The 26,836-nt window shown below is 42.8% G+C and carries 21 protein-coding genes and 1 pseudogene; all 22 read left to right on the top strand.

All coding sequences use genetic code 11. The annotated features are described in order from the left end of the window. Window positions 1-274: 274 nt before the first annotated feature. The 22 genes and pseudogenes from ACTNEW_RS06825 (at window position 275) to ACTNEW_RS06720 (ending at window position 26,784) form a co-directional block, all read left to right on the top strand. A complete protein-coding gene (locus ACTNEW_RS06825; protein WP_441059346.1) occupies window positions 275-604 on the top strand; it encodes a hypothetical protein in 330 nt (109 codons plus the stop codon). Window positions 605-809: 205 nt separating this feature from the next. After that, a complete protein-coding gene (locus tag ACTNEW_RS06820) occupies window positions 810-1,550 on the top strand; it encodes a vWA domain-containing protein (RefSeq protein ID WP_441059344.1) in 741 nt (246 codons plus the stop codon). Window positions 1,551-1,653: 103 nt separating this feature from the next. Next, window positions 1,654-3,486 carry a protein phosphatase 2C domain-containing protein gene (locus tag ACTNEW_RS06815; protein WP_441059342.1) on the top strand — a complete coding sequence of 611 codons (1,833 nt, stop codon included), beginning with the start codon at window positions 1,654-1,656 and terminating at the stop codon, window positions 3,484-3,486. Beyond that, window positions 3,483-5,060 (top strand): protein kinase domain-containing protein, encoded by a 1,578-nt coding sequence (locus ACTNEW_RS06810; protein ID WP_441059340.1) that lies wholly within the window; start codon window positions 3,483-3,485, stop codon window positions 5,058-5,060. The genes ACTNEW_RS06815 and ACTNEW_RS06810 overlap by 4 nt, the downstream gene beginning before the upstream one ends. Window positions 5,061-5,076: 16 nt before the next feature. Then, window positions 5,077-6,384: a hypothetical protein gene (locus ACTNEW_RS06805; RefSeq protein WP_441059338.1), complete on the top strand. Its 1,308-nt coding sequence runs from the start codon at window positions 5,077-5,079 to the stop codon at window positions 6,382-6,384. Window positions 6,385-6,404: 20 nt separating this feature from the next. Beyond that, a complete protein-coding gene (locus ACTNEW_RS06800; RefSeq protein WP_441059336.1) occupies window positions 6,405-7,685 on the top strand; it encodes a hypothetical protein in 1,281 nt (426 codons plus the stop codon). After that, complete coding sequence (locus ACTNEW_RS06795) at window positions 7,669-9,141, top strand: Hsp70 family protein (protein ID WP_441059334.1); 1,473 nt, start codon at window positions 7,669-7,671, stop codon at window positions 9,139-9,141. Before ACTNEW_RS06800 ends, ACTNEW_RS06795 begins: the two co-directional genes overlap by 17 nt. 189 nt (window positions 9,142-9,330) lie before the next feature. Next, window positions 9,331-9,648 (top strand): metallophosphoesterase, encoded by a 318-nt coding sequence (locus ACTNEW_RS06790; protein ID WP_441059332.1) that lies wholly within the window; start codon window positions 9,331-9,333, stop codon window positions 9,646-9,648. Further along, window positions 9,602-9,967, top strand: a pseudogene (locus tag ACTNEW_RS06785) (carboxynorspermidine decarboxylase); the annotation flags it as partial. The gene ACTNEW_RS06790 and the pseudogene ACTNEW_RS06785, both read left to right, overlap by 47 nt. A 338-nt stretch (window positions 9,968-10,305) precedes the next feature. Continuing rightward, window positions 10,306-11,145, top strand: a complete 840-nt coding sequence (locus ACTNEW_RS06780) for a sensor histidine kinase (protein WP_441059330.1) — start codon at window positions 10,306-10,308, stop codon at window positions 11,143-11,145. A gap of 59 nt (window positions 11,146-11,204) precedes the next feature. Then, a complete protein-coding gene (locus ACTNEW_RS06775) occupies window positions 11,205-11,558 on the top strand; it encodes a response regulator (protein WP_441059356.1) in 354 nt (117 codons plus the stop codon). A 60-nt stretch (window positions 11,559-11,618) separates the two neighbouring features. Next, window positions 11,619-13,406, top strand: a complete 1,788-nt coding sequence (locus ACTNEW_RS06770; protein ID WP_441059328.1) for an ABC transporter ATP-binding protein — start codon at window positions 11,619-11,621, stop codon at window positions 13,404-13,406. Further along, on the top strand, window positions 13,393-15,237 hold the full coding sequence (locus ACTNEW_RS06765; RefSeq protein WP_441059326.1) for an ABC transporter ATP-binding protein: 1,845 nt from the start codon (window positions 13,393-13,395) through the stop codon (window positions 15,235-15,237). The genes ACTNEW_RS06770 and ACTNEW_RS06765 overlap by 14 nt, the downstream gene beginning before the upstream one ends. A 135-nt stretch (window positions 15,238-15,372) precedes the next feature. Continuing rightward, complete coding sequence (locus ACTNEW_RS06760; protein WP_441059324.1) at window positions 15,373-16,239, top strand: EamA family transporter; 867 nt, start codon at window positions 15,373-15,375, stop codon at window positions 16,237-16,239. Window positions 16,240-16,438: 199 nt separating this feature from the next. After that, window positions 16,439-17,149, top strand: coding sequence for a YetF domain-containing protein (locus ACTNEW_RS06755; RefSeq protein WP_441059322.1), 711 nt, complete (start codon window positions 16,439-16,441; stop codon window positions 17,147-17,149). 357 nt (window positions 17,150-17,506) lie between these two features. Then, entirely contained in the window at window positions 17,507-19,318 is a 1,812-nt protein-coding gene (gene pepF, locus ACTNEW_RS06750) for an oligoendopeptidase F (protein WP_441059320.1), read from the top strand. After that, entirely contained in the window at window positions 19,315-20,001 is a 687-nt protein-coding gene (locus ACTNEW_RS06745; protein ID WP_441059318.1) for an MATE family efflux transporter, read from the top strand. Before pepF ends, ACTNEW_RS06745 begins: the two co-directional genes overlap by 4 nt. A 175-nt stretch (window positions 20,002-20,176) precedes the next feature. Then, a complete protein-coding gene (locus ACTNEW_RS06740) occupies window positions 20,177-20,902 on the top strand; it encodes an ABC transporter ATP-binding protein (protein WP_441059316.1) in 726 nt (241 codons plus the stop codon). Continuing rightward, window positions 20,883-22,478 (top strand): putative ABC transporter permease subunit, encoded by a 1,596-nt coding sequence (locus ACTNEW_RS06735; RefSeq protein WP_441059314.1) that lies wholly within the window; start codon window positions 20,883-20,885, stop codon window positions 22,476-22,478. Before ACTNEW_RS06740 ends, ACTNEW_RS06735 begins: the two co-directional genes overlap by 20 nt. Before the next feature lie 139 nt (window positions 22,479-22,617). Continuing rightward, a complete protein-coding gene (yedF, locus tag ACTNEW_RS06730; protein ID WP_441059312.1) occupies window positions 22,618-23,238 on the top strand; it encodes a sulfurtransferase-like selenium metabolism protein YedF in 621 nt (206 codons plus the stop codon). A gap of 114 nt (window positions 23,239-23,352) precedes the next feature. Then, window positions 23,353-25,140 (top strand): flavin reductase, encoded by a 1,788-nt coding sequence (locus tag ACTNEW_RS06725; RefSeq protein ID WP_441059310.1) that lies wholly within the window; start codon window positions 23,353-23,355, stop codon window positions 25,138-25,140. Between the two features lie 30 nt (window positions 25,141-25,170). Beyond that, window positions 25,171-26,784, top strand: coding sequence for a hypothetical protein (locus ACTNEW_RS06720; protein ID WP_441059308.1), 1,614 nt, complete (start codon window positions 25,171-25,173; stop codon window positions 26,782-26,784). Window positions 26,785-26,836: the final 52 nt, after the last annotated feature.

The raw sequence follows: 26,836 nt of genomic DNA, 5'->3' as shown, positions 1-26,836 counted from the left end.
AAAAAACGTGCCGTAAAACACAGCACGTTAAGATAGACATGAAAAGGGATGTTCCGAAAATAATCTGCCGTATAGTTGCGGTAGGTGAGAACTATAATTCGACGCGGGACATAGTAAACGGAAAAGAACAACTGATAGAGAGTGGATGCAAACCTTTAAAGTGGTTGCAAAGACAGGATTAAAACAATGCCCAGTTTGCCACAGAAGATTATTTATCGGAAGGACTGTTTGCCCTTGGTGTAAATAAACGTAAATAAGAATGGAGAATATCAGTATGAGTGATAAAAATAGCTTTAGAGATAGCCTTCGGGTTGATTCTGAGACCATGGCCAAACTTGATAGTGTGAGCAAAAACTATAGCACCAAAAAGAGTTCGAATTCAAAGGCAGAAAACTCTGGTGGAAGAGAAAGAGGAGATGAAGGTCCAGGACGTCAGGGACGTGAACCGGGTTATAAATCTGGGAATAATCCTAGAGCCAATGCGGTGAAGAATGCTTCGTCAAAAGCAAGCAATGGAAGCGGCAGTAGCAGAACTGCTGCGGTGAAAGGCTCTGTATCTTCAGCAAATAGCAACGGAACAGACTGGTTCGTCATCTGCTGGTAACGGATCTTCTGGACACGGACAAGGAAAGTAAAATAGCAAAAGGCACAAATGTTTGGTCGGCACAAAAGGAACACTATATGCCCTGCTCTTTTTGTGCAGAAAAGAGAAAATTTTTGTTTTATTGTGTTGCATCTTGTGAATTTGTGTCGAATGTGATATGATGTAAAAGAGTACATATAAACAAAATGCACAGGAGGAATTTGAAATGTACGATGAATTTGAAGCAGGTACTACTAAATATCAGTTAAATCTTATATACCTTCTTGATACTTCTGGCTCTATGTATGGTGAGCCTATTAATCAGCTTAATGTAGCAATGGCTGAAGCGATTCAGGTGGCTGAAGAAGCTGCAAAGGAAAAGGAAGTTCAGCTGTTAATGCGTGTTGTTGAATTTAATTCTGTTGCGAAATGGCTTATCGGAGATACTCGTCAGGGTGTTGAACATATTGATTGGATGCCCCTGAACGCAAATGGTGGAACTGATACTGCGGGTGCTATTGATCTCGCTAGAGGTGTTATGCATCGTGAATTTTTGGGAGAGAGAAATTATCGCCCTGTTGTCATCTTGATTACTGACGGTGAAAGTAACGATCCCCAGAAGACAGTAGAGGCTGTTGCCAAACTTAAAGCTTCTTTGAAGAGTTCTACTGATCCGAACAAGGATAAAATCACAAGAATTGCCATTGGTGTTACCGGTGCGAACCAGACGGAGTTGAATAACTTTGCTTCTGTTGGTAACATTGAGCGTGAAGATGGAACAATGGACGAGAATGTTCCGTTTGTATTCAATGTTGATGATGTACAGATGCTTAAAGGACTTCTGAAAGGCGTAACGGTAAGTAGTATTGCTTCTTCTATTGGTGGCGGTGTTGGCGGTGATGGAGATGACACTCCTGTTATTACACCGACATATGAGGACGATGACGAAGGCGATTGGGAAGAATAATTAATTGAATAGTTTTGACCAAAGAACAGCGATATAAACGGTCCTGCCCTGGTCCTGCCTTTGATTTCAACGGCGGGACCATTTTTTATTAGGAGAATATAATATGGATGAGAAAACACAACAGGAAATAGTAACCTGTGTAGTAGAGAGTATTCTAAGTCAACAAAGTGTGATTGATTCTGTGCAGGGAGTTGATGATGTGTCAAATGAAAAAAAAGCAGTTACAAAGCTTGATAAACACCTGCGGATAATTGAAGAGCAACTAGAAAAAGCTAAAAATCCGTCTACTTATGAAACATATGACTTTGCCGAATCAGCAGCTGATAAAAAGTTAAAGCTCTTTACTGCACGGAGAAAGGGAACAAAACATGTATTAGAAAAAACGCCATGCCAAGATTATTGCTTAGCCACTTATGTAAATGGGTGTACAATACTTGCAGATGCTGATGGTGTTAGTTCTTGTGAACATAGTGATGTGGGTTCGAAATTAGCGTGTGAAGCAGTTGTTAAAACGGTTGCAATGGCAAGTAAGTCTTGTCGAAGCGAAGATACTCTAATTGAGCGGCTGATGTCAGTGTCGTTTAGAGAAAAGCTGGTTTCCATATGGATTAAGCTTGTAATGGAAGAAGTCAGCAAGAAGAATATACAATCGTCTGCTGAACAGCTAAAAGAGTTTAGTAAATACGGTTCGACTATTATGTTTGCTGTAATCACAGATAATTGGATTATTGCAGGAAATCTTGGCGATGGACAGATATTAGTGTTCAATGATTCTTATGGGGTTAAACTGAGAGTGCATGCACCAAAAGACAGTAGCAGAGTGAGATGTTTAGCGAATGAACGTTGCGCAAGAGAAGACTTTCAAATAGAAAAATACCCAAGAAATCTTTTCAATGGTGTACTGTTAAGCACAGATGGAATGTATGAGAGTTTGGATAAAGGGACCCATTTTTATGATTATGCTATTCAAATGCGACATCGATTCTTCGATCGTACATCCCCTGAACCATATCAAGCGTTTTGTTACAAAGAAACCGGGGAGCCATACAAGGATTTTTCTGCCATGAGAACCCAGGATGACTGTTCGGTTGCAGTGGCTTTTGACGATTCGCGCCTGGAAGTTGATTACGATAAGATTGAGCAATGTATCCTTTGTCATGCGCAAGCGGCTTTTCTTCGCAGACAAAACGCCGACTGCATGTTGTTTTACGTAAAACACGATAGCGGATATGCGGACGTTGTTGTTTCTCCCCTGTGCGGAGGTGTTGAGAAAGAATTATTAAAAACAGCAGAAGTTGAAGATGCATCGGATGTATGGTGTGATGATAAATATTCCTATGCCTTATATAAGAATCAACAGGCATGGACTCTTGAGTTTATGCAATGTACGGGAATGCTGAGAATTGATAAAACCAGACCATATGAATCTGGACAAACGATAATGAACCTTCTTGTTCATCTGAGCGAACTTAATAAGGAATTATCGGAAAAAGGTTTATGCTTAAACTTGTCAGCGCTCTTTAACATATCATTTGATGGAAAAAAGATTTACGTAAAAAGAGAGGCTTTGTCTAAAGATACAACGCAGGCAAGTAGAGCTTATACAGAAATTATTGACAGATGTTTTAGTCATGTACTTGGAATTCTGGAATGTTCTGATAATAAACAGCCATTATTTGATATTGGCTATATTGATCGTGGTCGCAAATACTATATGTCGGGCAACCTCTCTGGTAAGGAGTTAGGACAGTTGATACGCGATAATCGTACTACACGAATTAAAAATACAAGCGGCTATAATTGGCAACTGAATGGTGGAGCGAGAATTCAGTCTGGAGAATCAGTTGAATTAATTTCTGGTCTTTCATTTAGTGTACTTGACGATAAAGATAATAGAATTCAAGAGTATAGCTATACATCAAAGGAGAACTTATGATATCTGGAGATTATACTGAACGAAAAAGAAAAGCACAATCCGGGAAAATGGTAACCGATAAGATTGTGAAATCTACGACTGGAGTAGAGTATGCCATTGGCAAAAAGCTCGGAGCGGGTGGAGTTGCGAAGGTATATAAAGCACGTAGATTAAGCGATAAGAAGGAATGTGTGTTCAAGGAATATGTTCCCTCTCCTGAATCACGTAGAATGCATAATGCCATAAAAAGAAATATCCAGAATCTCATGAAGAATCCGTTGACAGAGGATGATGGAAAGACGCCTTTGCAATCATTTATTGGACCTCTTGATAAGGATAGTTTAATAGAGCTGCCTCAAAGCAAAGGTTTTGGTTATGTAATGGAATTGGTTGATACCAAATCGTTCCTGCCCGTTCCTAATTTGTGGCACCGCGATGCATATCCTGATGCACTTATTATTTGCAAAGCTTGCATAAACATCGCTCATTTGTTTAGGCGAGTTCATTTTAAAGGATGGTGCTATAAAGACATCAACGAGGGAAATATTTATATCAACAATAAAACTGGAGAGATTAGAATTATTGACTGTGATAATATCAGCGTTCAGTCAACAAAAACTATTAAAGGTACGGACGGCTATATGGCACCAGAAGTCTACGTTACTAGTACACCCGATACTTATACTGACTATTTTTCAATGGCAGTTTTGTTTTATCGGTTACTTGTAGGCGGGTACCCTATGGACGGCAAAAAAACACGTCAATATCTGTTGAATAACAATTTATCCGTACAGGAAGCTGCATCAACGATATATGGCAGTATGGCCGTTTTTGCATTTGATCCCAAAGATCATTCTAACGAAATTCGCAAACTGGTAGATCCATTGAATCCTCTTCTCTACGAGATTCAGACAAAAAGATGGAATCGCTTACCGAGTGAAATTCAGCAGACTTTTTGTCAGACTTTTTCAACCGGTCTTACAAATGCCAATAGGAACAAAAGAGCGACAGACAGAGATTGGATGAAGACCTTTGAGGTGCTTCAAGCTACTGGACTGGTAAAATGTAAGTGTGGAAAACTGAATTTTGGAGATAAGCAAAAAAAGGTTGAGTGCAATTTTTGTAAAGCAAAATTACCGCTGTTAAAATCAGTTGGAACGCAGCCACCGAAGCCTATCATTCCGGTACAGAAGCCCCCGGTGAAGAAACCGCTGGTACAGAAAACGCCAGTGAATAAAACACCAGTACAGAAGCCACCGGTGAATCCTCCGGTTTCTACAGCAGAGCTGACAACAGTAACATTTAAAGCAAGAAGAGATATCGCTCCTACTCATTTGGATATTGTTGCAAAGCGAAAGCAGCAACTGCAAGGAAAAGCAATATATGCGGGATTAAATGAAGGCTGGATGAGGATAGAATACAGCAAGTCAAAGAATATGCTGTCTGCAGTAAATTTAAGCAATTATACCTGGACGATATCTGATGGTGGTAATAAAAAGGCTTGTGCTCCAGGCGGCAGAGTTGTTCTGAAAAAAGGACTCGTTATTACAGTTTTAAAGCGTCAGTTGCAGCTTACTGTAGCAGAGATAAAGTAACACGGAGGTTAAGCAAATGAGCGATACTTATGATCATGATATTGCGGAACAACGTGATGCAACATTAGTGACAACATCGGATGCGGTTTTGCCGGAACAATTTAAAACGGTGTTGGGAAAAATGGTTAAACTTGTTGGAAAACCATTTAATGATATGTTGGCATTGATTACATATAGCACCTCAAAGATGCAGGGAAACGTGCTTATAAATAGTGCAGTTCAAGACGTGGAGGCTCTGTTGGAGCGGTCTGAGAAATTATATGAGGAAGGCTTTTTGGAAAATGAAAATTTTGAAGAGCGTGACTCTATTATTCTCCCTCTTGATGGCATGATTGTATCTGACGAGTTAAAAGGTGTGATTATTGACCGTGATTTAAGAAGTTATACAAATGGGGTTGAATGGTTATTGAATCCTGAGTCTGATGCACTTCGTAATTCGAACAATATTGAAAACGCATTACGTTCCGTGCTGGAGTTTGTGAGAACAATGAAGCATCTCCGCAATAAAGGGGTTGTTTTTGACAAGATAGATGGACACCAATTCTTTTTCAATATTGAATATGGTGAATTTCAATTTGTGTTTGATGGTGTCGATATTGCTCAAGCGGAGAGCGTTGATGATAGCTATGATAATTTGTATCAAGATGCGATTTCTCGTTTGTTGTTATACCTCTTAATAGGAGTGAATCCTGGTAACCCTGACAATACGTTAGTGACACCGAGAGGAGAGAATACAGAAGAAGGTCTTGCATGGGATGAAGAGACGAATTCAATCTGTGGATCGCAATCCGCATTATTGGTTTGGGACTCACTTCCTGAGAACATAAGACGTGCGCTTTTTGATATTGCTTTTGCCGAAACCGGAAGAGTTGTTACTCTTGACGAATGGGAACTTTTGTTTTGCGAAGCTATAGCAGATGTAGAAGTATGTCCTTTTTGCGGACACAACACTTTTAAGACTGCAAAAAAATGTATTTTCTGCAGCAATACAACAGAAAAAGCTGATTTGCTCACTAAATGGTTGGTGGAAAGCATTAGTCAGCCAAACTACTTAAGAATTGCTTTTGGGCGTGGGACAACCTTACCAGGAGAAATCTTGGGAATCAAGTTAAAAACACCTGAGTTTATGCGCTTGATGTATAATTCAAAAACAAATGCGTTGGGACTCAAAAACTTGAGCAATATATCTTGGTTTACCATGGAAAACGGAACTCAGAAAGAAATAGTTCCGGGTAAAGTAGCGTTGATCGAAGATGGATTAGAATTAACGTTTGATGGATATCCGGACATCTCTATGAGATTTCTCGGGTATGAGACAAAGTAAGAAAAGAGGTGTGAATCATTATGAGAACGGAACCCTCTTCATTGGATGTTTATAATAAAATTCCAAGAGAGTTTAGTTTTGGGAGAACAAAGCCAACGGTAAAAGACGTCGAAGGCTTACTAGAGAAAATGAAAGCTGAACTGATAATTGGTAGCTATTCACCATTATTGGATGCTTCTATTAATGAGTGTATTTATTATTGTTCAAATCATAGAATTGCAACAATTAAGTTTGATGCGAGTAACTATTGCCTTACAGAAATGCGCAGGCGTAGTGTACTGCCAACATTTGATGCTTGGCAGTTCCCTATCCTTCTGTCCGATTATATGAACGGCAGTTTATCAGCAAACACTATAGAAAAACTGCTGCCGTATTTTTGGGGGAACTATGTACCGAAGGATCCTGAACCAAGGCGCTTGCTGCAGGCATTCAAGGCAATCGACACTTTGGTTGTTGAACTCAGACAAAAAATGTATACAGGGATGCCAGTGAACAGCGTGGATAGTAAGAGCGTTATTCCAGAAGACTTTGTCATTACTGAACTGGTTAAACAAGAAATCGCTGGTAAAGTAAAAACTCTCATGATGGAGGCAGAGAAAGAAAAGGAGACAATTATTGCACAGGCTCGTGTTCAAGCAGAGACCGAGGCAAGAGAAATTGTTGAGTCAGCGCATAGACAAGGCGAGAGTGAAAAGCAGAGTATACTTGATGCAGCACAGGAACAAGCGGACAAGATTATTCACAATGCTTCTATTATTGCAGATAAAAAAATAGCTGAAGCCAAAAAACGCATCTTAGATCTTTCTGCAAATAAACGGTTGAATGAGTATGCCGATGAACATAGTAGCACCGAGGAATGCTTTTCCGCAGTGAGAGAAGCACTGGTTAAAGCGAATGAAAGTATTAAGCGTTTAGAAGACTCTGTCTTTGAAAGCATTACAAGAAAAGCCTATACTCAGCTGATAGAATTGTATAACTTAATCGCAGACACTAAAGATTCTACATTCTCTCTTGCATTACAGACGAATAGTCAGGATCTCGAGAATGCGGCTTATAATATGGATGTTTTCCTGGATATGCTAGTGGAGTATCTGGCAGATTACGGTGTTCAGACTATTGTCAGTTTCCAAGGGGATGCTTTTTCTGCAAAACATCATACATTGGGGAAAACAGGTATTCAGTTTGATCCTAGGAATGCACGTATTTCACGTAGCCTAAGAAATGGATTTGTTTGGGGTGAACAGGTACTGCAGAAAGAACGAGTAGAAATAGAAGGAGATAAACATGTTTCTTGGTATTGATTTTGGAACTTCGTTTTCTCAGGTTTCGACAATGTATCTTGGGCAACCATTATTATTGTTGAACCCGGGAGAATATGGCATACCGTCAGAGTTCTATTATGATAGAGACTGCGGGATACTAATTGGACAAGATGCATTAGATGCTGGACAAGGAGAAGCGGCTGCTAACTTGGTTACGGAGGTAAAGATGGCCATCTTGTCCGGAAAGTCTTTCGTTCTGGATGGAAAAACTTTTAGTGCGAAAGATATTATTAAGGAAATATACAAAACTTTGATTTTAAAGGCTGTGCAGGTGGCAAAAAAACGCTCCATAAACACTAACATTGAAGGGATTGTTATTTCTGTACCTGCAAAATTCGGTATGCAGGAAAGAGGGTTAATCGCTGAAGCGGCAAGAGAATGTTTGGGAACTACGAAGGTTCCTATTAGAGCGATTATTAAGGAACCAGTGGCCGCTGCAATTTCTTACTATAATACTGAGTTAGAAGATAACAAGTATATCTTGGTATATGATTTGGGTGGCGGAACATGCGATGTGGCATTGGTGCGCTCCGATTCTAGTTCAGCTGAACACTACACAGTAGTTGACTCAGACATGGTACGTCTCGGCGGAAGAAACTGGGATGAAGAATTAGTGAAGTATATCACCCAAATTATCGAAAATAAATCTGGTATTAGGATTAAAGGAAATGTCGGATACGAGGAAAAAATACGTCGTACAGCCATTACAGTTAAGCATGATTTATCGGATCCAACCAAGAGCAGATCAATCGCTAGAGTAGAACTTAATGGACGCATTTACACAACTCCAATTTCAAAGACGGTCTTTGATGAAATTACAGCGCATTTGCTGAGACAGACTTTAGATTGTCTGCAGGATGTGTATGATAAGCATTCAATATCCTGCAAAATTGATGAAATAATCTGTGTTGGTGGAAGTTCCAATATGCTTCAGGTCGAAGAAGGACTGCTCAAGCGCTTCCCGAAGTGTAAGATAAGGTTATATGAACCGGAGCATGCTGTCGTAAATGGCGCAACGATTTATGCAAATATGCCTCAGATCAATGTGCTGAAGGATGTTGCAAGCTTCTCTTATGGAACTGACTCCAACACGCATTATGGATACCCTGATAATAAAGAAATCATATCAAACATTATTTTTAAAGGCTCTAAATTGCCAGTCACTCAGAGCAAGGGGTACTGTCCGACAAGAGACGGGCAAGAAGTGGTCGCATTTCGTATTTTTGAATCTGAATATATGGATGATGAATACGATCGTACAAGACCAGAAAAACGTTTTATTGGCACCGTTGAATTAAGATTACCACCGAATTCGAAAAAAGATCTTAGCTTGCGCTGCCAGCTCAGTTTAAATGCTGAGGGAATGTTGGAAGTGACAGCGAGTGAGCCTTCCGGCAAGCGGGTTATGTCGACTTTTAAATTGCAGGCACTATAAGACTCTACTTACTACTAAATCCTATGTCATTCAGGTTATCTATGATATCGGAATGCCATAGGACTTTTGAAATTCGAGATAGATATTTTGTCCTCGTGATTTGGTTGAAAACCGCAATATATATATAATTGACAATGAAAATAACGAGCGAAAGCTTCTTTTCTATAGATAGAAATAGTGAGAGATTTCATGATTTACATTACTGGAGATACTCACGGAAATCAATATAAGTGGGTAGAACAAATAGAACCTGTTCTCTCCCCTTCTGACATTATTCTTGTGTGCGGAGATTTCGGGGTTGGGTTTTGGAACGGACGTTATTGGTCTGAAGAAACGTTTTATGATTTTCTAAACGAACAAGAGTATACTGTGTTGTTCATAGATGGTAATCATGAAAACTTTGATAAGCTGAACAGCTATTCAGTTGAAACATGGTGCGGCGGAAAGGTGCATAAAATCCGCAATTCTGGATGCCAGCGCAGCCTGTCATATGCCGGATGTCATTGAGATGCCGTATCTTCCTCCGCTGTACGGAGCAGTTTCCGGCACAGAGGGAAAGTATACTTACCGGCTGGGCGGCCCGACCTGCCTGTCAGGAGATGTGATTGGAGATTACGGATTCGACCATGCTTTGACGGAAGGAGAGGTGCTGTTATTTGGCGATATGGCAATCTATACCACCTGTAAAAATAATACGTTTAACGGTATGGCACTGCCATCGATATGGAAAAGAACTGCTGGAGGAAAACTGGAACTATTAAGAGAATTCGGATACGAAGATTTTAAAATTCGCCTTGGAAGAAATATTGTGCGTCAGACTGTGTGATAGTCTGGTGCACAATGCTGTAAGAAGAGAAACTCCATTCCTGTTTCCCTGCCTGAAGGCAATGAGTTAAGGCTTCCTGGCCAAAGGCAATGACCCTAAAAAATAAACACATTTGTATACATAATTCACCTATATAAAATGAGCATCCTTTTGTAGAATAACAGATAAAAATAAGATTGTTTTGTACAACATAGAGCGTGGCTGGTCTATCATTAAGAACAAAAGGGAGGGACAATCATGCTGCGGATGGAAATTGCTTTGTTTTTAGTGGTGACACTTGTCGCCTATATGTATTTCTCGACAGAAAAGGAGAACTCGGCTTTGCACCGGAGCTTCTGTTGGTAAACCGAAAGGCCATCGACCGGAAAAAGAAATCTGCCATCGGTGCGGCACTGGTGATCGAATTTGTGGTCTGTGTTTTGCAGGGGCTGCATCATACCTGGCTCATCAGCGGCATGGGCATTACCCTGATGACGCTTTCTTTCTACCTGACTCTGGAAAATCCGGAGGCTCTCCGCGCAGAACTGGTGGAGCAGAAGATGTCCATGTTATATCTGAAAAGCCAGGTCAACCCTCATTTTCTCTACAACACCCTGGACACTATCCGAATTCAGGCGCAATTAAACGGAGATAAAAAAGTTGCTGACCTGCTCATGCGCCTGGTGGATTTTTTTCGCCTCAGCGTGAAAGTGGACCGGCCTCTGGTCACGTTGGATGACGAGATGGAATTGCTGGAAGCTTATATGGAACTGATGTGTTACCGCTACCCGGAGCTGAAATGCGAGTACGATATTCATCCCGATCTGGGCGGCACTCAGGTACCAAACTTTCTTTTGCAGCCCATCGTGGAAAACAGTCTGCTCCACGGTTTGAAAAACCGCGGTTATCGTGGTGAGGTAGAGATTTCGGCGAAAAGAACGGCGGACAGCTGTATGGAAATTTGCGTTCGTGATACAGGCAGCGGCTTTGCGGAAGGCAAAAAAGCTGTCATTGATGAGATGCTGCAAAGCTATGATAAGCAGATGCCAAAACTCACCGGCAACAGCATCGGTATCTTAAATGTGCAAAAGCGCATCAAGCTGCTTTGCGGTCGGGAATATGGACTTTCGTACACAGAAAACCCGGGTGGCGGAGTAACGGCTCACATCCTGCTGCCGCTGAAGGAGGAGATAAAATGAAGAAGCTGCGAGTACTTTTGGTGGATGACGAGATTATGATTCGGTAGGGATTTAAGCGCCTGTTTGACTGGGAGGCACACGACTGTGAGGTGGTGGGCGAAGCCGCAGACGGAATGGAAGCACTTGCGAAAATCGACACACTCCGTCCGGACATCGCTATTATGGATATCAACATCCCCATTATGAACGGGTTAAAGGTTATCCAGATGCCGGTGATGAACGGATATGATGCCGTGAGAGCAATCCGTGCCATGAATCGGAATTACTGCAAAAAGATACCGATCGTTGCCATGACGGCAAATGCATTTGCAGAGGATGTGCTTGCTGCCAAAACAGTCGGTATGAACGAACATATTGCCAAACCATTGGATCTGAAGAATCTTGCACGGACACTGAACAGGTGGCTGCGCTGAAAAATGTCGGCTCCTGTCCAGTACACTCGGGCTATCAGAAAAAATGATGGAGAAGGATATATGAAAAAACACAGACGATTACAATTGATTTTACGCTTTTTTGAGGGAACAAGAGGGGCTTTTGCGGCAGCCGTCGCAGCCTCTTTTGTTACGACGATATTGAATTCTTTGACACCGCAGATATTCCGGTTCACCATCGATTCGGTGCTGGGAAGTGACGATTATCCATATCTGTCCGGGCATTTATGGGTGATGGGGCTGGTACTGACAGGAGTAGCCCTGCTGTCCGGGCTGGCGATGTTTATCTGCCGGTATCATACCGCGAAGGCCGGGGAGAATTTTGCAAAGAACATGAGAGATACGTTATTTATCCATGTGCAGAAACTACCTATGAGCTGGCACGACAAAAATCAGACGGGAGATATTATCCAGCGCTGCACGTCGGATGTGGAGGTGATCCGGAATTTTGTAGTGACACAGCTTCTGGAGGTATTCCGGACTGTTTTTCTGGTTGCAGTATCTTTCGGGATGATGGTATCCATGAATGTAAAGCTTTCGATGGTGGTCCTTTTGTTTGTGCCTCTGGTGGTGGCTTATTCCGCCATATTTTATCGTCTGATCGCCAGGCGGTTTACAGATGCTGATGAGGCAGAGGGGGAATTATCCACGGTAGTACAGGAAAATGCCACAGGTGTCCGTGTGGTTCGTGCTTTTGGGCAGGAAAAATACGAAATGGATCGATTTCTGGAAAAAAATAATGCGTTTGCAGAACTGTGGATCCGGCTCGGAACTCTTTCCGGTCTTTACTGGGGCGTTGGTGATCTGATCACTGGTCTTCAGGTGATTACCATTATTGTGCTGGGTGCAGTGGAAGCGGTACATGGAAATATCTCTGTCGGAGAATTTGTAGCCTTTGCTTCTTATAACACTACACTGGTCTGGCCTGTTCGGGGGCTTGGAAGAATTTTATCCGATATGAGCAAAGCAGGAGTGTCTTTTGACCGTGTGGATTACATACTGGGAAGTTTGGAAGAAACATATGCAAAATCGGAAGAAACGGAAAAAGCTATGCCGGGTTCTTTTGACATTGATTTCAAACATGTGGATTTCAGGTACGAAGAAGGAAAACAGGTATTGACCAATGTGAACCTTCATATTCCGCAGGGAACCACATTTGGAATCCTTGGAGGTACAGGCAGCGGAAAATCTACGCTTGTGCAGCTTCTTGACCGGCTTTATGAACTTGACGGGCAGAATGGCTCCGTGATGATCGGCGGCAGGGATATCCGGGAAATTCCACTGCAGGAACTTCGCCGGAATATCGGGATGGTGCTGCAGGAGCCGTTTCTTTATTCCAGAACGATTCGGGAGAATATTGCCGCATCCAGGCCTGAGGCTTCCATGGAAGAAATCCGTGAGGCGGCCAGAATTGCCTGTATAGACGATGCCATCATGAGTTTTCCGGATGGATATGAAACTCTGGTAGGGGAAAGAGGAGTGACTCTTTCCGGCGGCCAGCGGCAGCGTGTTGCCATTGCGCGGATGCTTTTACAGAAAGCACCGGTCATGGTGTTTGATGATTCTCTTTCTGCCGTTGACGCGGAAACAGATTACAGAATCCGCCGGGCATTGAAGACGCGTATGAAAGATACGACAGTGATTCTGATTTCCCACCGCATCAATACTCTTATGGGCGCTTCTCAGATTCTGGTGCTGAACCAGGGCAGGATCGCGGAGACAGGAACTCATCAGGAACTGCTGGAAAAAAATGGGATTTATCGGAAGATTTATGATATACAGATGAGTCATGATGACAGAAAAGGGGGGAAGGAACATGGCAGCTTATGAAGAACAGGAATATAATAAACCTTTTCAGTTAAAAGTCTGGGCAAAGATGTTTCCCTTTTTCAAACCGTATAAGAAGTATTTTTTTATTACCTTCAGTCTCAATATTCTGCTGGCAGCAGTGGATGTACTTGTTCCGTTGTTTCAGAGTTACGCCATTGATCACTTCATCATTCCGGATACTCTGAATGGGATTCAGATGTTTGCTTTTGTCTATGTGGCTGTGATCGTGGCGCAGACGGTGAGCGTATATTTGTCTGTTCATGCAGCCACCACTATTGAAATGAATGTGGGGAAGGAACTGAAATGGGCACAGTTTCAGCATTTACAGACTTTATCGTTTTCCTATTACAATACTACACCGGTAGGTTATATTCATGCCCGCGTGATGAGTGACACCCTTCGTATTGCCGGAATGATTGCCTGGGGGCTGGTGGATATGTTCTGGGCACTGATTTATGTGGTGGGTGTGTTTGTCATCATGTTTATGCTGAATGTACGGCTGGCATTTCTGCTTTTGCTGATCGTACCGTGTATTGCAGTGCTGACAGTTGTTTTTCAGAATCGTATTCTGCACTGGAATCGTAAAGTGCGTAAGATCAATTCTCAGATCACCAGTGCATATAATGAGGGAATTACGGGAGTAAAAACATCCAAGAGCATGGTGATTGAGAAAGATAATGAACAGTCATTTTTTAAACTTACGGAGGATATGCGCCATGCCGGCTGCAGTGCGGCGAAACTGAATGCCTTTTTTATCTCATCCATTCTGTTTTTCAGTTCTGTGGCTTCTGCTCTGGTTCTGTACAGAGGCGGATATTTGGTACAGAACGATCTGCTGCAGCTGGGAACGCTGTCGGTATTCATTTCCTATGCAGTGGCTATTTTTGAACCGATCCAGCAGCTTGCAAGACTTCTCGCAGATCTGATCTCATGTCAGGCAAATATTGAGAGGGTTATGGATCTGTTAAGCCAGGAACCGAATGTCGTAGACAGTGAAGCAGTAAAGGAGAAATATGGCGATAATTTTCATCCCAAAAAAGAAAACTGGGAAAAAATCAAAGGAGATATTGTGTTTGAGGATGTTTCCTTTATGTATCCTGATGGAAAGGAATATGTACTGGAACATTTCAATCTGCATGTTCCGGCAGGAATGAATGTTGCCATTGTAGGGGAGACAGGAGCAGGAAAATCTACGCTTGTGAATCTGGCAGGACGTTTTTTTGAGCCTACCAGCGGCAGGATTCTCATAGATGGTGTAGATTACCGGGAACGGTCTCAGCTCTGGCTGCACAGCCAGATCGGATATGTACTGCAGAATCCCCATCTCTTCAGTGGAACGGTGAAAGAAAATATCCGTTACGGCAAACCGGATGCCACGGATGAAGAAATCATTCAGGCAGCCAGAAGTGTGTCTGCAGATGTGGTAGTGAGTAAGCTGGAAAAGGGTTATGACAGTGATGTGGGAGAAAGCGGCGGCAGACTTTCTACAGGTGAGAAGCAGCTAATCTCTTTTGCCCGGGCAATTCTGGCAGAACCTGCAATTTTTGTACTGGACGAAGCGACTTCGTCTATTGATACGGGGACAGAGCAGTTGATTCAGCAGGCTACCGGGAAATTACTGAAAGGACATACCTCTTTTATCATAGCTCATCGTCTTTCGACCATCCGGAATGCTGACTTGATTCTTGTGGTAAAAGACGGAAAAATTATCGAACAGGGAAGGCACGGGGAACTGATGGCAGAAAATGGATATTATCATGATCTGTATTCTATGCAGTTTGAGGAAGAATCTGCCAGGAAAGTGTTTACAGATTCCATGGAAGTACCCTGACTTTTGTGCTGGCGAAAAAGCATTTTCCGTGAACCGGTTTTAAAATAAACTTTAGCTTTTTATTGTTTTTGGATTATCTTTTGCCATATTTTGGTTTGTAATGTCAGAAGAACTACAGAACGGGGGATGAAAGAAATGTGGATATTATTTGCAGTTGGTTCGGCTTTTTTTGCAGGAGTTACTTCCATATTGGCAAAATGCGGAATTGAAAGAACAGATTCCAATGTGGCTACGGCAGTCCGAACAATCGTCGTAATGCTTTTTTCCTGGCTGATGGTATTCGTGTCCGGGTCACAGAATGGAATTATGGAAGTAGAGGGAAGAACTCTGCTGTTTCTGGTTTTGTCGGGACTGGCAACAGGGGCTTCCTGGCTGTGCTATTTTCGGGCACTTCAGATCGGCAATATCAATAAGGTGGTACCGATTGATAAGTCCAGCACGGTACTGACGATTTTGCTGGCACTGATTTTTCTTCGTGAAGGCATCACGTGGAAAAAAGGAATTGCAGTTGCAGTGATTGCATTGGGAATTCTTCTGATGATCCAGAAGAAGGAAAATGCTGAGGAGAATCCGGAACAAGGCAGGGGCTGGCTGTTGTATGCGGTTTTATCAGCTGTTTTTGCCAGTCTTACGGCAATTCTTGGAAAGATTGGAATTTCCGGCGTGGAGTCGAATCTCGGCACCGCGATCAGAACAACCGTTGTGCTTCTGATGGCATGGATGATGGTGTTCATAACCGGAAAACAAAAAGAAGTAAGCGAGATCCGCAAAAAGGAATTGGTCTTTATCTGTTGTTCGGGTCTGGCAACAGGGGCATCATGGCTTTGTTATTACCGGGCTTTGCAGGATGGACCCGCCAGTGTGGTAGTCCCGATCGATAAGCTGAGTATTCTGGTTACTGTAGCATTTTCTTATGTTGTGTTTCATGAAAAACTGGACAGGAAATCAGCGGTCGGCCTGCTGTTCCTTACCGCAGGTACTGTTGCAATGGCTTTTCTGTAATGGGAAACACAATTGTAATGATCACGCATGATTTTTCTGTCACTCAAAATGCACAGCGCATTGTGCGTATTGTAGACGGCGATCTTTCTTATGAATAGATCAAAAAAAGGAAAGCATACTAATATAGCGTCAGGCAACTGTAAAAGTTCTGATCGGATAATGTATATGCCCGATCGGAACGAAAATTCAAGGAGGTCTTATGCGGGAAATTTTATATATTATTATGCTTTCTTTGGGGTCTATTATTGTAATCTTTATCCTGACAAAACTGATGGGGTATCGTCAGATGTCACAGATGAGTATGTTTGATTATGTGAATGGGATCACGATTGGATCAATCGCAGCGGAAATGGCGACTTCGCTGGAAGAAAACTTTGTGCAGCCGCTGACGGCTATGATTGTTTACGCAATCGCAGCGATTCTGTTGTCCTGGTTCAGTTCAAAATCGATAAAAGCACGCAGGGTGATAGAAGGAAAACCGCTGGTACTTATGAATCATGGAGAACTTTACAGAGAGAATCTGAAAAAAGCCAAGATCGATGTGACAGAGTTTCTGACACAATGCAGAATCAGCGGATATTTTGATGTATCGAAGCTGGAGACTGCAATTCTGGAGGAAAACGGAAAGATTAGTTTCCTTCCGAAAGTTTCTGATCGTCCGGTAACCCCTTCTGACATGAATTTGTCCCCGGAACAGGATTTTATGGTGGCAAATGTGATTCTTGACGGGCGGATTATGGAAGAGAATCTCCGGCATACGGGAAATGATGAAAAATGGCTGATGAACCAGATTCGGGGACAGGGCGCTGGTAAAGTCTCGGATGTTCTTCTGGCAACCTGTGATATTTCCAATCAGGTGACCGTATTTCTGAAAAACAGCAGGAAAGAACCGAAGGATATTCTGATGTGAAATATCTCAGACAATTTGCTTTATTCAGGGTATTCAAAAAGGATGATAAGGTGGGGATAAAACCGTACGGATCTGGCTCATTTGTGTAAGTTATGTTGCATCGGAAAAGCAAATTTTTACATTTCCGATGCCCGCTCTATTGATTTTGGGACATATTGGACATCGGAAAAGTGAATTATTAGATTTCCGATGCCAGGTCCATTGATTTTGGGACATATTGGACATCGGGAAAATGTATTTTTATATTCCCGATGCTTTTTTTATTTTACAGGCAAGTGAGTCGCATTTTTATCAAATGAGGACAGTTGTATGTAGAGGAATAATCTGTTATGATAATCTACAGCAAGGAGGCAGAAAATGGAAGAACAGAAAATTTTGACAAGACAGGAACAAAAAGCAGAGAATACATGGAACATGCAGGATCTGTACGCGAACGAAGAATTATTCAGCGAAGACGGAGAAAAGCTCGAAAAAATGATGGAAGAGTTTGCTTCGTATAAAGGAACTCTTGCAGAAGGCGCAGAGCAGATGCGGAAGGTTCTGAAGCTTTATGAAGATATGAACCTGGTTTTTGAACGGATGTATGTATATGCGAACCAGAAATATCATGAAGATACGGCAAATGCCCGTTATCAGCAGATGAGCGGGGAAATGCAGATTATTATGACCAGACTTGGACAGACGCAGGCATGGCTGGAACCGGAAATTCTGAATCTTCCGGAGAAAGTACTGAACGCTTATTTTACTCAAACCGACGGAAAAAATGGACTGGAACCGTATCGACGTTTTGTACAGCAGATTACCAGGAGAAAAGAGCATGTACTGGATGCAGGAACAGAAGCACTTCTTTCCAGAGTAAATGAACTGGGACAGGCACCTTCGAATATTTATTCCATGTTCAATAATGCGGACATACAGTTTCCGGATGTGGAAGACAGTGAGGGCAAAAAATATCCTCTCACCCAGGGAACTTTTATTCCATACCTGCAGAGCAGTGACAGAATACTCCGGAAAAATGCATTCCAGGCACTTTATTCGGTATATGGGCAATTTCGGAATACACTGGCTTCCCTTTACTATGCCAACGCAAAACAGGCGGATTTTTTTGCAAAAGAACGCCATTATAAAAATGCAATGGAAGAGTCTCTGGATGGAAGCTGCATTCCGGTGTCAGTTTACCAGAATCTGATAGAAGCGGTTCATGAGGCACTGCCTCTGATGTATCGTTATGCAGAAATCCGAAAGAAATTTCTCGGGCTGTCGGAACTTCATATGTATGATGTATATGTACCAATGGTAAAATCTCCGGAAAGGAAATATACGTTTGAAGAAGCGAAAGCAATCGTAAAACGCGGGCTTGCTCCTCTGGGAGAAGATTATCTGGGGCTGCTGCAGGAAGGGTTTGACAATCGCTGGATCGATGTTTACGAAAATAAAGGAAAACGGACAGGAGCCTATTCCTGGGGCGCTTATGGAACACATCCCTATGTTTTGCTGAATTTTCATGGATCTCTGAATGATGTGTTTACACTGGCTCACGAAATGGGTCATGCACTCCATTCCTGGTATTCCGATCATACACAGCCTTATCTGTATGCCGGTTACCGGATTTTTGTGGCAGAAGTTGCATCCACCTGTAATGAAGCACTTCTGATTCATGATCTGATGGAAAGAACAGAGGATGAAACAGAAAAACGGTATCTGATCAATTATTTTCTGGATCAGTTTAAAGGAACGATGTTCCGTCAGACCATGTTTGCCGAGTTTGAGATGCTGACGCACAGCGTTGTAGAACAGGGCGGTATGCTTACTGCGGAACAGATCGATGAAATTTATCTGAATCTGAATAAGAAGTATTTTGGGCCGGATATGGTGTGTGATCCGGAAATTGCTCATGAGTGGGCACGTATTCCTCATTTTTATACACCGTTTTATGTGTATCAGTATGCGACCGGATTTGCTGCAGCGATTGCGATCAGCAGTAAAATTCTGAACGGAGAGCCTGGAGTTGTTGAGAATTACAAAAAATTCCTGAGCGGAGGTTCTTCTATGGATCCCATTGATCTTTTGAAGCTCTGTGGCGTGGACATGTCTTCCCCGGAACCAGTAAAAGAGGCATTTGCTGTATTTGAGGAATACCTGGAAAGAATGGAAAGAAGAAGTAAATGACAAGAGAAAATCAATCAGAAAAAAAGATGATGAATAAGGATAACGCTGATAAAAAATCAGAGAAAGAGGGATTGGAGAATCAGAAACAGGAACTTTCGTTTACAGAAGGTTCTGTATTTGGTTCTATGATACGGTTTGCACTTCCGGTTTTGGGGGCGCTGATTCTGCAGGCTGCCTACGGTGCAGTGGATCTGCTTGTGGTCGGACAGTTCGGGGATGCATCCAGTATTTCTGCAGTCGGTACGGGAAGTGCTTTTATGCAGATGGTTACGTTTATCATTACAAGTCTGGCAATGGGATCGACAGTCATTATTGGACAGCATATCGGAGAGAAAAAAACGAAAGAGACCGGTGACACAGTAGGAACAACCATTATCCTGTTTGCCATGATCGGAATTGCGGCAACCATCCTTCTGGAAATATTTGCCGGAAGCGTTCTGCATATTCTTCAGGTTCCGGAAGCTTCATTGGAAAAAGCAATTATTTATATGCGGATCTGCTCTGCCGGAATTCTGATCATTATTGCGTATAATGTGATCAGTGGTGTGCTGCGAGGCGTCGGTAATGCAAATCTGCCATTTATCTTTGTGGGAATTGCATGTGTAGTAAACATTATCGGGGATCTGCTCTTTGTTGCAGTGTTCCGAATGGATGCGAGAAGTCAATATTTCGTGCCTGAATGAATTATCAAACACGCTCTAGATAACGTGTCTATTGTTCTGACTGATAAATTGACACATTTCCCTATAAAATACACCTGTCCAGCAGGTGTATTTTTTGATATGATAAGCACAAAACCGCAGACATGAATAGATAGGAAATATAATAATCCATACTCAAAAATAAAGGAGGAAAATCATGCTGAAAATTGAGCATTTGACAAAAATTTATGGAGAGAAAAAAGCGGTGGATGATCTGTCGCTGCATATATTGCCCGGAGAAATCTATGGCTTTATCGGACACAACGGTGCAGGAAAAACAACAACCATAAAATCCTGCTGCGGACTTTTGAAGTTTGACAGCGGAGAAGTTCTGGTGAATGGAATTTCCATTCGAAAAGATCCGCTTGCGTGTAAATCCCAGATCGCATATATTCCGGATAATCCGGATCTTTATGAGTTTATGACAGGAATTCAGTTTTTGAATTTTATTGCAGATATTTTTTCCGTCAGTGCCGGTGACAGGCAGGAACGGATCCGGAAATATGCAGATGCATTTGAACTTACCTCTGATCTTGCACAGCCGATTTCTGCTTATTCTCATGGCATGAAACAGAAACTGGCCATTATTTCGGCACTGATCCATGATCCGAAACTGATCATTATGGATGAACCTTTTGTGGGACTTGATCCCAAAGCATCACATTTACTGAAACAGCTGATGCGTGAGATCTGTGATCGTCAGGGTGCCATCTTTTTTTCCACCCATGTGCTGGAGGTTGCCGAAAAACTCTGCGATAAAGTAGCGATTATCAAGGGCGGAAAGCTGATTCGCTCAGGTACCATGGAGGAAGTAAAAGGAGATACTTCCCTGGAAGATGTATTTCTGGAACTGGAGGACGATCATGACAAAGGTATTGCTTAAAAAGCAGATAATGGAGTTGTTTTCATTTATCTGGCAGGACAAAAAGAAAAATAAAAACAGGACTGGTATCCGGCTGCTTATGATGATCCTGTTGTATGTTATCTTGTTTGGAATTCTTGGTGCCATGTTTTATTTTGTTGCGGATCCACTGTGCGGACCGCTGCATCAGGCTGGTATGGGATGGCTTTATTTTGCACTGATGGGATTGATGGGAACCGCATTCGGGGCATTTGGAAGTGTTTTTAATACATATGCCAGCCTGTATCTGGCAAAGGATAATGAACTTTTGCTTTCCATGCCGATCCCGGCATCCCGGATCCTGAATGTGCGTCTGGCAGGGGTGTATCTGATGGGACTTCTGTATGAACTGCTGGTGATGGTTCCTGTGCTGATCAAATACTATTTGACGGCTGCACCGGGATTTCTGACGGTTCTCTGTTCTGTAATCGCGACATTGGAAATTTCCATTGTGGTACTGATCATTTCGGCAATACTCGGATGGGCGGTAGCGCTGATCAGCAAAAAAACAAAACATAAAAGCCTCATTACGGTAGTACTTTCTCTGGGATTTATCATCGGATATTATTATGTTTATCTGAAAGCGATGAGATTCCTGGAGGATATCATAAGTAATCCGCAGATTGCAGGAAATTTTCTGAAGAACAGCCTGTCGCCGGTTTATCATATGGGAATGGCAGCAGCGGGGAATCTGAGTTCCCTCGGGATGTTTACTGTGATGACGCTTGCGGTATTTCTGGCAGTATATCTGGTGCTGGCAGCAAGCTATACCAGGATTATTACCACGAACCGGGGTGCTTCCAGACGCATTTATAAAGTACAGAAGGTTACTGTACACTCCCGGGAACGCGCTCTTCTGGGAAAGGAATTTCGCCGTTTTCTTGGATGCCCCAATTACATCCTGAACTGCGGGCTTGGAATTATTTTGATGATTGCAGGAGCGGTGATGATTCTGGTTAAAAGAAATATGATCATGGATATGATGATGCTTTTCTTTGCCGGTGATCAGGATATGATGAGTATGGCTGCGGCAGCTGCTGTCTGCATGATCACCACGATGAATGACATCACGGCACCTTCTGTATCTCTGGAAGGCCGGAACATCTGGCTTGTGCAGTCTCTTCCGGTAAGCGGTTTTCAGGTATTGATGGCGAAACTTAAACTCCATTTGATCCTGACGCTGATTCCGGCAGCGATACTGGTAATGAGTGTGGAAATTGTGCTCAAGCCCTCCGCTGTATTTGCAGTTCTGATCCCGCTGACAGTCCTCGCTTTTATTATCTTTATGGCGCTGACGGGGCTGGTTTTGAATCTGAAAATGCCGAATCTTACCTGGACCAATGAAATTGTTCCGATTAAGCAGAGTCTGAATGTGATGATCGCGTTATTTGGAGGCTGGGTAGTGGTTGTGGGAGCCGGAGCTCTTTATATGCTTCTGATGGATATACTTTCGCCTGCTGTGTATCTTGGGTGTACAGCAGCAGTGATTTTTGCCGGAGCAATTGGTCTGCTTTTCTGGTTACGAAAGAAAGGTGCTGTCATATTTGAAACCCTGTAGATGCAAGCTCTTTTTTTGAATATGATAAAGTTTGCAGTGTTTTTGATAAAAAACAGGAAAATATGAAAAACAGGATGGCAACCGGGCATTGACTAAGGTATAATAAAAGCATGATTTTACAGGAAAGAAGGTAGAATTCATGATAAAAGTAAATGCTCTGGGAGAGGCGTGTCCTATTCCTGTTGTAAAAACTATCCAGGCAATCAAAGAATTAAAATCGCCGGATTCCGTGGAAGTTCTTGTGGACAACGAAATTGCTGTGCAGAATCTGACGAAGCTCGCGAAGCAGAAGAATTACGGCGTCCGTTCACAGAAACTGGAAGAAAAGAAATATCAGGTGATTCTGGAAGTGGGTGAAACAGACACTCCATCAGGAAAAGAAAAGGAACAGGAAGAAATCTCCTGTATTCCGGATACAAGAAGAAAAAATATGGTAGTAGTAATTTCTTCGGAATGTATGGGTACCGGTGATCAGGAACTGGGTGCAGTTCTGATGAAAGGATTTATATATGCACTGACCCAGCAGGAGATTCTTCCTTCCACGATTCTGTTCTATAACGGCGGTGCAAAGCTTACCTGTGAAGATGCACCGACGCTGGAAGATCTGAAATTTCTGGAAGCGCAGGGAGTGGAGATCCTGACCTGCGGTACCTGTCTGAATCATTATGGCCTGTTGGAAAAGCTTCAGGTAGGAAATGTCACAAATATGTATGTGATCACAGAGAAAATGACACAGGCTGACTGTATTGTAAAGCCATAAATCAGGAAAGTGTAAACTAGACTAAAAGTGTATGTTTTCTTTTCAAAAAAGTATGATATAATGAGATGACAGATTTACAAAAATAATGAAATTAAACTAAAGGAGATGATTGTCATGGTAATTACTAATGATATCAAGTATGTAGGTGTAAACGACCATAATGTTGATTTATTTGAGGGTCAGTACGTTGTAGAAAATGGAATGTCCTACAACTCTTATGTGATTCTGGATGATAAAATCGCGGTTATGGATACGGTTGATGCACATTTTACCCATGAATGGCTGGACAATATTCAGGCGGTTCTTGGAGACAGAAAGCCCGATTATCTGATCATTCAGCACATGGAACCGGATCATTCCGCAAATATTGCCAATTTCATGAAAATCTTTGAGGATACCGTTATCGTTTCTTCCGCAAAAGCATTTGTCATGATGGAACAGTTCTTCGGAACCGATTTTGCAGACAGACAGCTGGTTGTAAAAGAAGGGGATACTCTTTCTCTCGGAAAGCATACACTGGCATTTGTGGCAGCTCCGATGGTTCACTGGCCGGAAGTAATCGTAACATATGACACCTGTGACAAAGTGCTGTTTTCCGCAGACGGCTTCGGTAAATTCGGTGCGCTGGATGTGGAAGAGGAATGGGACTGCGAGGCTCGCCGCTATTATATCGGTATTGTCGGCAAATATGGCGCTCAGGTACAGAACCTTCTGAAAAAAGCTGCAGGACTGGATATTCAGACCATCTGCCCGCTCCATGGACCGGTACTGAAAGAAGATCTTGGTCACTATCTCAATCTGTACAATATCTGGTCTTCTTATTCTGTTGAAACAGAGGGTGTTGTGATTGCCTATACTTCTGTTTACGGACATACGAAAAAAGCGGTAGAACTTCTGGAAAGCAAACTTCTGGCAAAGGGCTGTCCGAAAGTGGAAGTATTTGACCTTGCCCGTGACGATATGGCAGAAGCAGTAGAGAGTGCATTCCGTTATGGCAAACTGGTACTTGCCACAACTACTTATAATGCAGATATTTTCCCGTTCATGAAGGAATTCATCCATCATCTGACAGAAAGAAATTTCCAGAACCGTACAGTTGCTTTTGTTGAGAACGGTACATGGGCTCCGCTGGCAGCCAAAGTTATGAAACAGATGCTGGAAGGATCCAAGAAACTGACATTTGCAGATACTACTGTCCACATCAAATCTGCACTCAATGAGGAGAGCACCGCACAGATTGAAGCTCTGTCAGATGAACTCTGCCGTGATTATGTGGCACAGAGCGAAAAGGCTGATAAGAACGATCTTACTGCACTCTTTAACATCGGCTATGGTCTCTATGTAGTTACAAGCAATGATGGAAAGAAAGATAACGGTCTGATTGTGAATACGGTAACACAGCTTACCAATACACCGAATCGTGTGGCAGTAGCAATCAATAAGGCAAATTATTCACATCATGTTATCAAACAGACCGGTATTATGAATGTAAACTGCCTGTCTACCGATGCTCCGTTCAGTGTGTTTGAGCGATTCGGTTTCCAGAGCGGAAGAACTGCCGATAAGTTTGCGGGACTGGCACCGCTTCGTTCTGACAATGGTCTGGCTTTCCTTCCGAGATATATCAATTCCTTTATGTCTCTGAAAGTAGAGCAGTATCTGGATTTTGACACACACGGATTATTTGTCTGCAGCATTACAGAAGCTCGTGTGATCTCCAGTGTGGAAACCATGACCTACACCTACTATCAGAATAATGTGAAACCAAAGCCGCAGACAGAAGGCAAAAAAGGATTTGTCTGCAAGGTATGCGGATATATCTATGAAGGAGAGGAACTTCCGGAGGATTACATCTGCCCGCTTTGCAAGCATGGCGCAGCAGATTTTGAACCTATTTCATAAAACATAACAAAAGAGAAGGAGGGTTTTTGCATGAAAAGAAAAATAAGCTGGACACTGAAGAAAGCTGCGGCAGCAGCATCTGCATCTGTATTGGTTTTTTCAATGCCTGCGACGGCTTCGGCGGAAGGAGTTACCTACTGTGACTGGGAGAAAGAAGCTCTGAAAGCTGCCAGTGCATATCTGGCAGAAGACTGGGACCAGAGCCTGGAAACCAGTCTGACACAGTCCGGTTCCCTTGCTTCCAATGCAGTGATGGATCTGAATCTGACAGTAGATGAAGCAGGTCGTTCCATGTTGGGTATGCTGACAGGAATGGATCTTTCCTGGCTGCAGGATGTGGCGCTTCATATGGATGCATCGGTTGCTGACAGTAAGGAAGCAGTCATGCTGAGCGCTCTTGTGAATGATTCTACGATTTGCAGTATGTATGCGATGATGGATTATCTGGCAGGTATGGAATATATTCAGATTCCGGAAATGTCTCCGGCTTATCTGAAGGCATCTCTTGAGGAGGCAGGAGCAGAGGCAGTTTCCGGATATATGACAGCTATATCGGATATTCTGGAAGACCCCAAAGCTGTTTTGCCGGAGGGGGCTGTTCTTGGAGAAATTCTGGATCGTTACGGAATGATTGTGATCGATCACATGCAGGAAGGCGCGTCAGTGGAAGAAACGATTTCCATTGACGGAATCGGAGAGGACTGTACACTTCTGGAAGGTCAGATTTTCCAGGAGGAGATGACGACGATTGCCAGAGAAATTCTGACAACTGCTCAGACAGACGAACAGATAAAAGAAATTCTGACGAAATGCACGGAAATCAATCCGGAATCCGGAGATCTGAATGCACAGTTCCAGGAGTTCCTTGCAAATACACTTGCGGATCTGGATGGTGCAGCAGCAGAGGAAACAGCAGAAGATGCTGCAAATGAATATCTTGCGTCCAGAATCTGGATCAACAGTGACAACAGAATCGTCGGTAGAGAAATTGCTTTGTGCGAAGGGGTAGATTCTCAGGTATCCCTTACCTGGAAGAATCCGCAGAATGGAGATACGTCCGGCTTCCTGCTTTCCATGTATTCCGAGGGAAGTGAACTTGCCCTTACCGGAAACGGACAGTCTGCAGATGGTGTCCTGAATGGAACCTACAGCCTGGTTGCAGATGGTGCGGTCATGATGGATATTTCCGTAGAGAATTACAACAGCAATGCCAATGGAGAAGGATATCCGGCAGGAACCTTTACCATGACCTTCCCGTCCGGTGAGTCTGAGGAGGAGTATAATCCGCTCAGCGCGTTCAGTCTTGTTGCGGATTTATCGTCCGACAGTGCAGATCAGAGTGTGGATCTGAAGCTGAGTGTACTGAGTTCCGGTGCTTCTCTTTGTTCCCTGACGCTCCATGTTGCCGCCAGCGGAGATGGTGTTGAGGCTGTTGCAGAAGAGGATATGGGAACCGTTTATGATCTGACCAGTGAAGAAGATATGAGTGCTTATGAGGCTGAGATGAACTTTGATACCATTCGTGCCAATGCAGAAAATGCCGGTGTTCCTGCAGAAGTTATTGATATGATCGCAGAATCCATGTCAGAAACAGAAGGGGAAGTCGAAGTACTGGAAGATGTTCCCGCAGATGATGCAGCATAATATCGGATATGTTCAGCTGATAAAATGAGAAGTAAAGTAAAGAAAATTTTCA

This window comes from Blautia sp. HCP3S3_G3 (assembly GCF_052063365.1).
Lineage (GTDB): Bacteria > Bacillota > Clostridia > Lachnospirales > Lachnospiraceae > Blautia_A.
The sequence above is the reverse complement of the archived record's forward strand: the minus strand, read 5'-3'. Positions and strand labels throughout refer to the sequence as shown.

Excerpts from the sequence above, each read along its gene's own strand:
- ACTNEW_RS06825 (WP_441059346.1), top strand. The coding sequence starts at position 275 with ATGAGTGATAAAAATAGCTTTAGAGATAGCCTTCGGGTTGATTCTGAG.
- ACTNEW_RS06820 (WP_441059344.1), top strand. The coding sequence starts at position 810 with ATGTACGATGAATTTGAAGCAGGTACTACTAAATATCAGTTAAATCTT.
- ACTNEW_RS06815 (WP_441059342.1), top strand. The coding sequence starts at position 1,654 with ATGGATGAGAAAACACAACAGGAAATAGTAACCTGTGTAGTAGAGAGT.
- ACTNEW_RS06810 (WP_441059340.1), top strand. The coding sequence starts at position 3,483 with ATGATATCTGGAGATTATACTGAACGAAAAAGAAAAGCACAATCCGGG.
- ACTNEW_RS06805 (WP_441059338.1), top strand. The coding sequence starts at position 5,077 with ATGAGCGATACTTATGATCATGATATTGCGGAACAACGTGATGCAACA.
- ACTNEW_RS06800 (WP_441059336.1), top strand. The coding sequence starts at position 6,405 with ATGAGAACGGAACCCTCTTCATTGGATGTTTATAATAAAATTCCAAGA.
- ACTNEW_RS06795 (WP_441059334.1), top strand. The coding sequence starts at position 7,669 with ATGTTTCTTGGTATTGATTTTGGAACTTCGTTTTCTCAGGTTTCGACA.
- ACTNEW_RS06790 (WP_441059332.1), top strand. The coding sequence starts at position 9,331 with ATGATTTACATTACTGGAGATACTCACGGAAATCAATATAAGTGGGTA.
- ACTNEW_RS06770 (WP_441059328.1), top strand. The coding sequence starts at position 11,619 with ATGAAAAAACACAGACGATTACAATTGATTTTACGCTTTTTTGAGGGA.
- ACTNEW_RS06765 (WP_441059326.1), top strand. The coding sequence starts at position 13,393 with ATGGCAGCTTATGAAGAACAGGAATATAATAAACCTTTTCAGTTAAAA.
- ACTNEW_RS06760 (WP_441059324.1), top strand. The coding sequence starts at position 15,373 with ATGTGGATATTATTTGCAGTTGGTTCGGCTTTTTTTGCAGGAGTTACT.
- ACTNEW_RS06755 (WP_441059322.1), top strand. The coding sequence starts at position 16,439 with ATGCGGGAAATTTTATATATTATTATGCTTTCTTTGGGGTCTATTATT.
- pepF (WP_441059320.1), top strand. The coding sequence starts at position 17,507 with ATGGAAGAACAGAAAATTTTGACAAGACAGGAACAAAAAGCAGAGAAT.
- ACTNEW_RS06745 (WP_441059318.1), top strand. The coding sequence starts at position 19,315 with ATGACAAGAGAAAATCAATCAGAAAAAAAGATGATGAATAAGGATAAC.
- ACTNEW_RS06740 (WP_441059316.1), top strand. The coding sequence starts at position 20,177 with ATGCTGAAAATTGAGCATTTGACAAAAATTTATGGAGAGAAAAAAGCG.
- ACTNEW_RS06735 (WP_441059314.1), top strand. The coding sequence starts at position 20,883 with ATGACAAAGGTATTGCTTAAAAAGCAGATAATGGAGTTGTTTTCATTT.
- yedF (WP_441059312.1), top strand. The coding sequence starts at position 22,618 with ATGATAAAAGTAAATGCTCTGGGAGAGGCGTGTCCTATTCCTGTTGTA.
- ACTNEW_RS06725 (WP_441059310.1), top strand. The coding sequence starts at position 23,353 with ATGGTAATTACTAATGATATCAAGTATGTAGGTGTAAACGACCATAAT.
- ACTNEW_RS06720 (WP_441059308.1), top strand. The coding sequence starts at position 25,171 with ATGAAAAGAAAAATAAGCTGGACACTGAAGAAAGCTGCGGCAGCAGCA.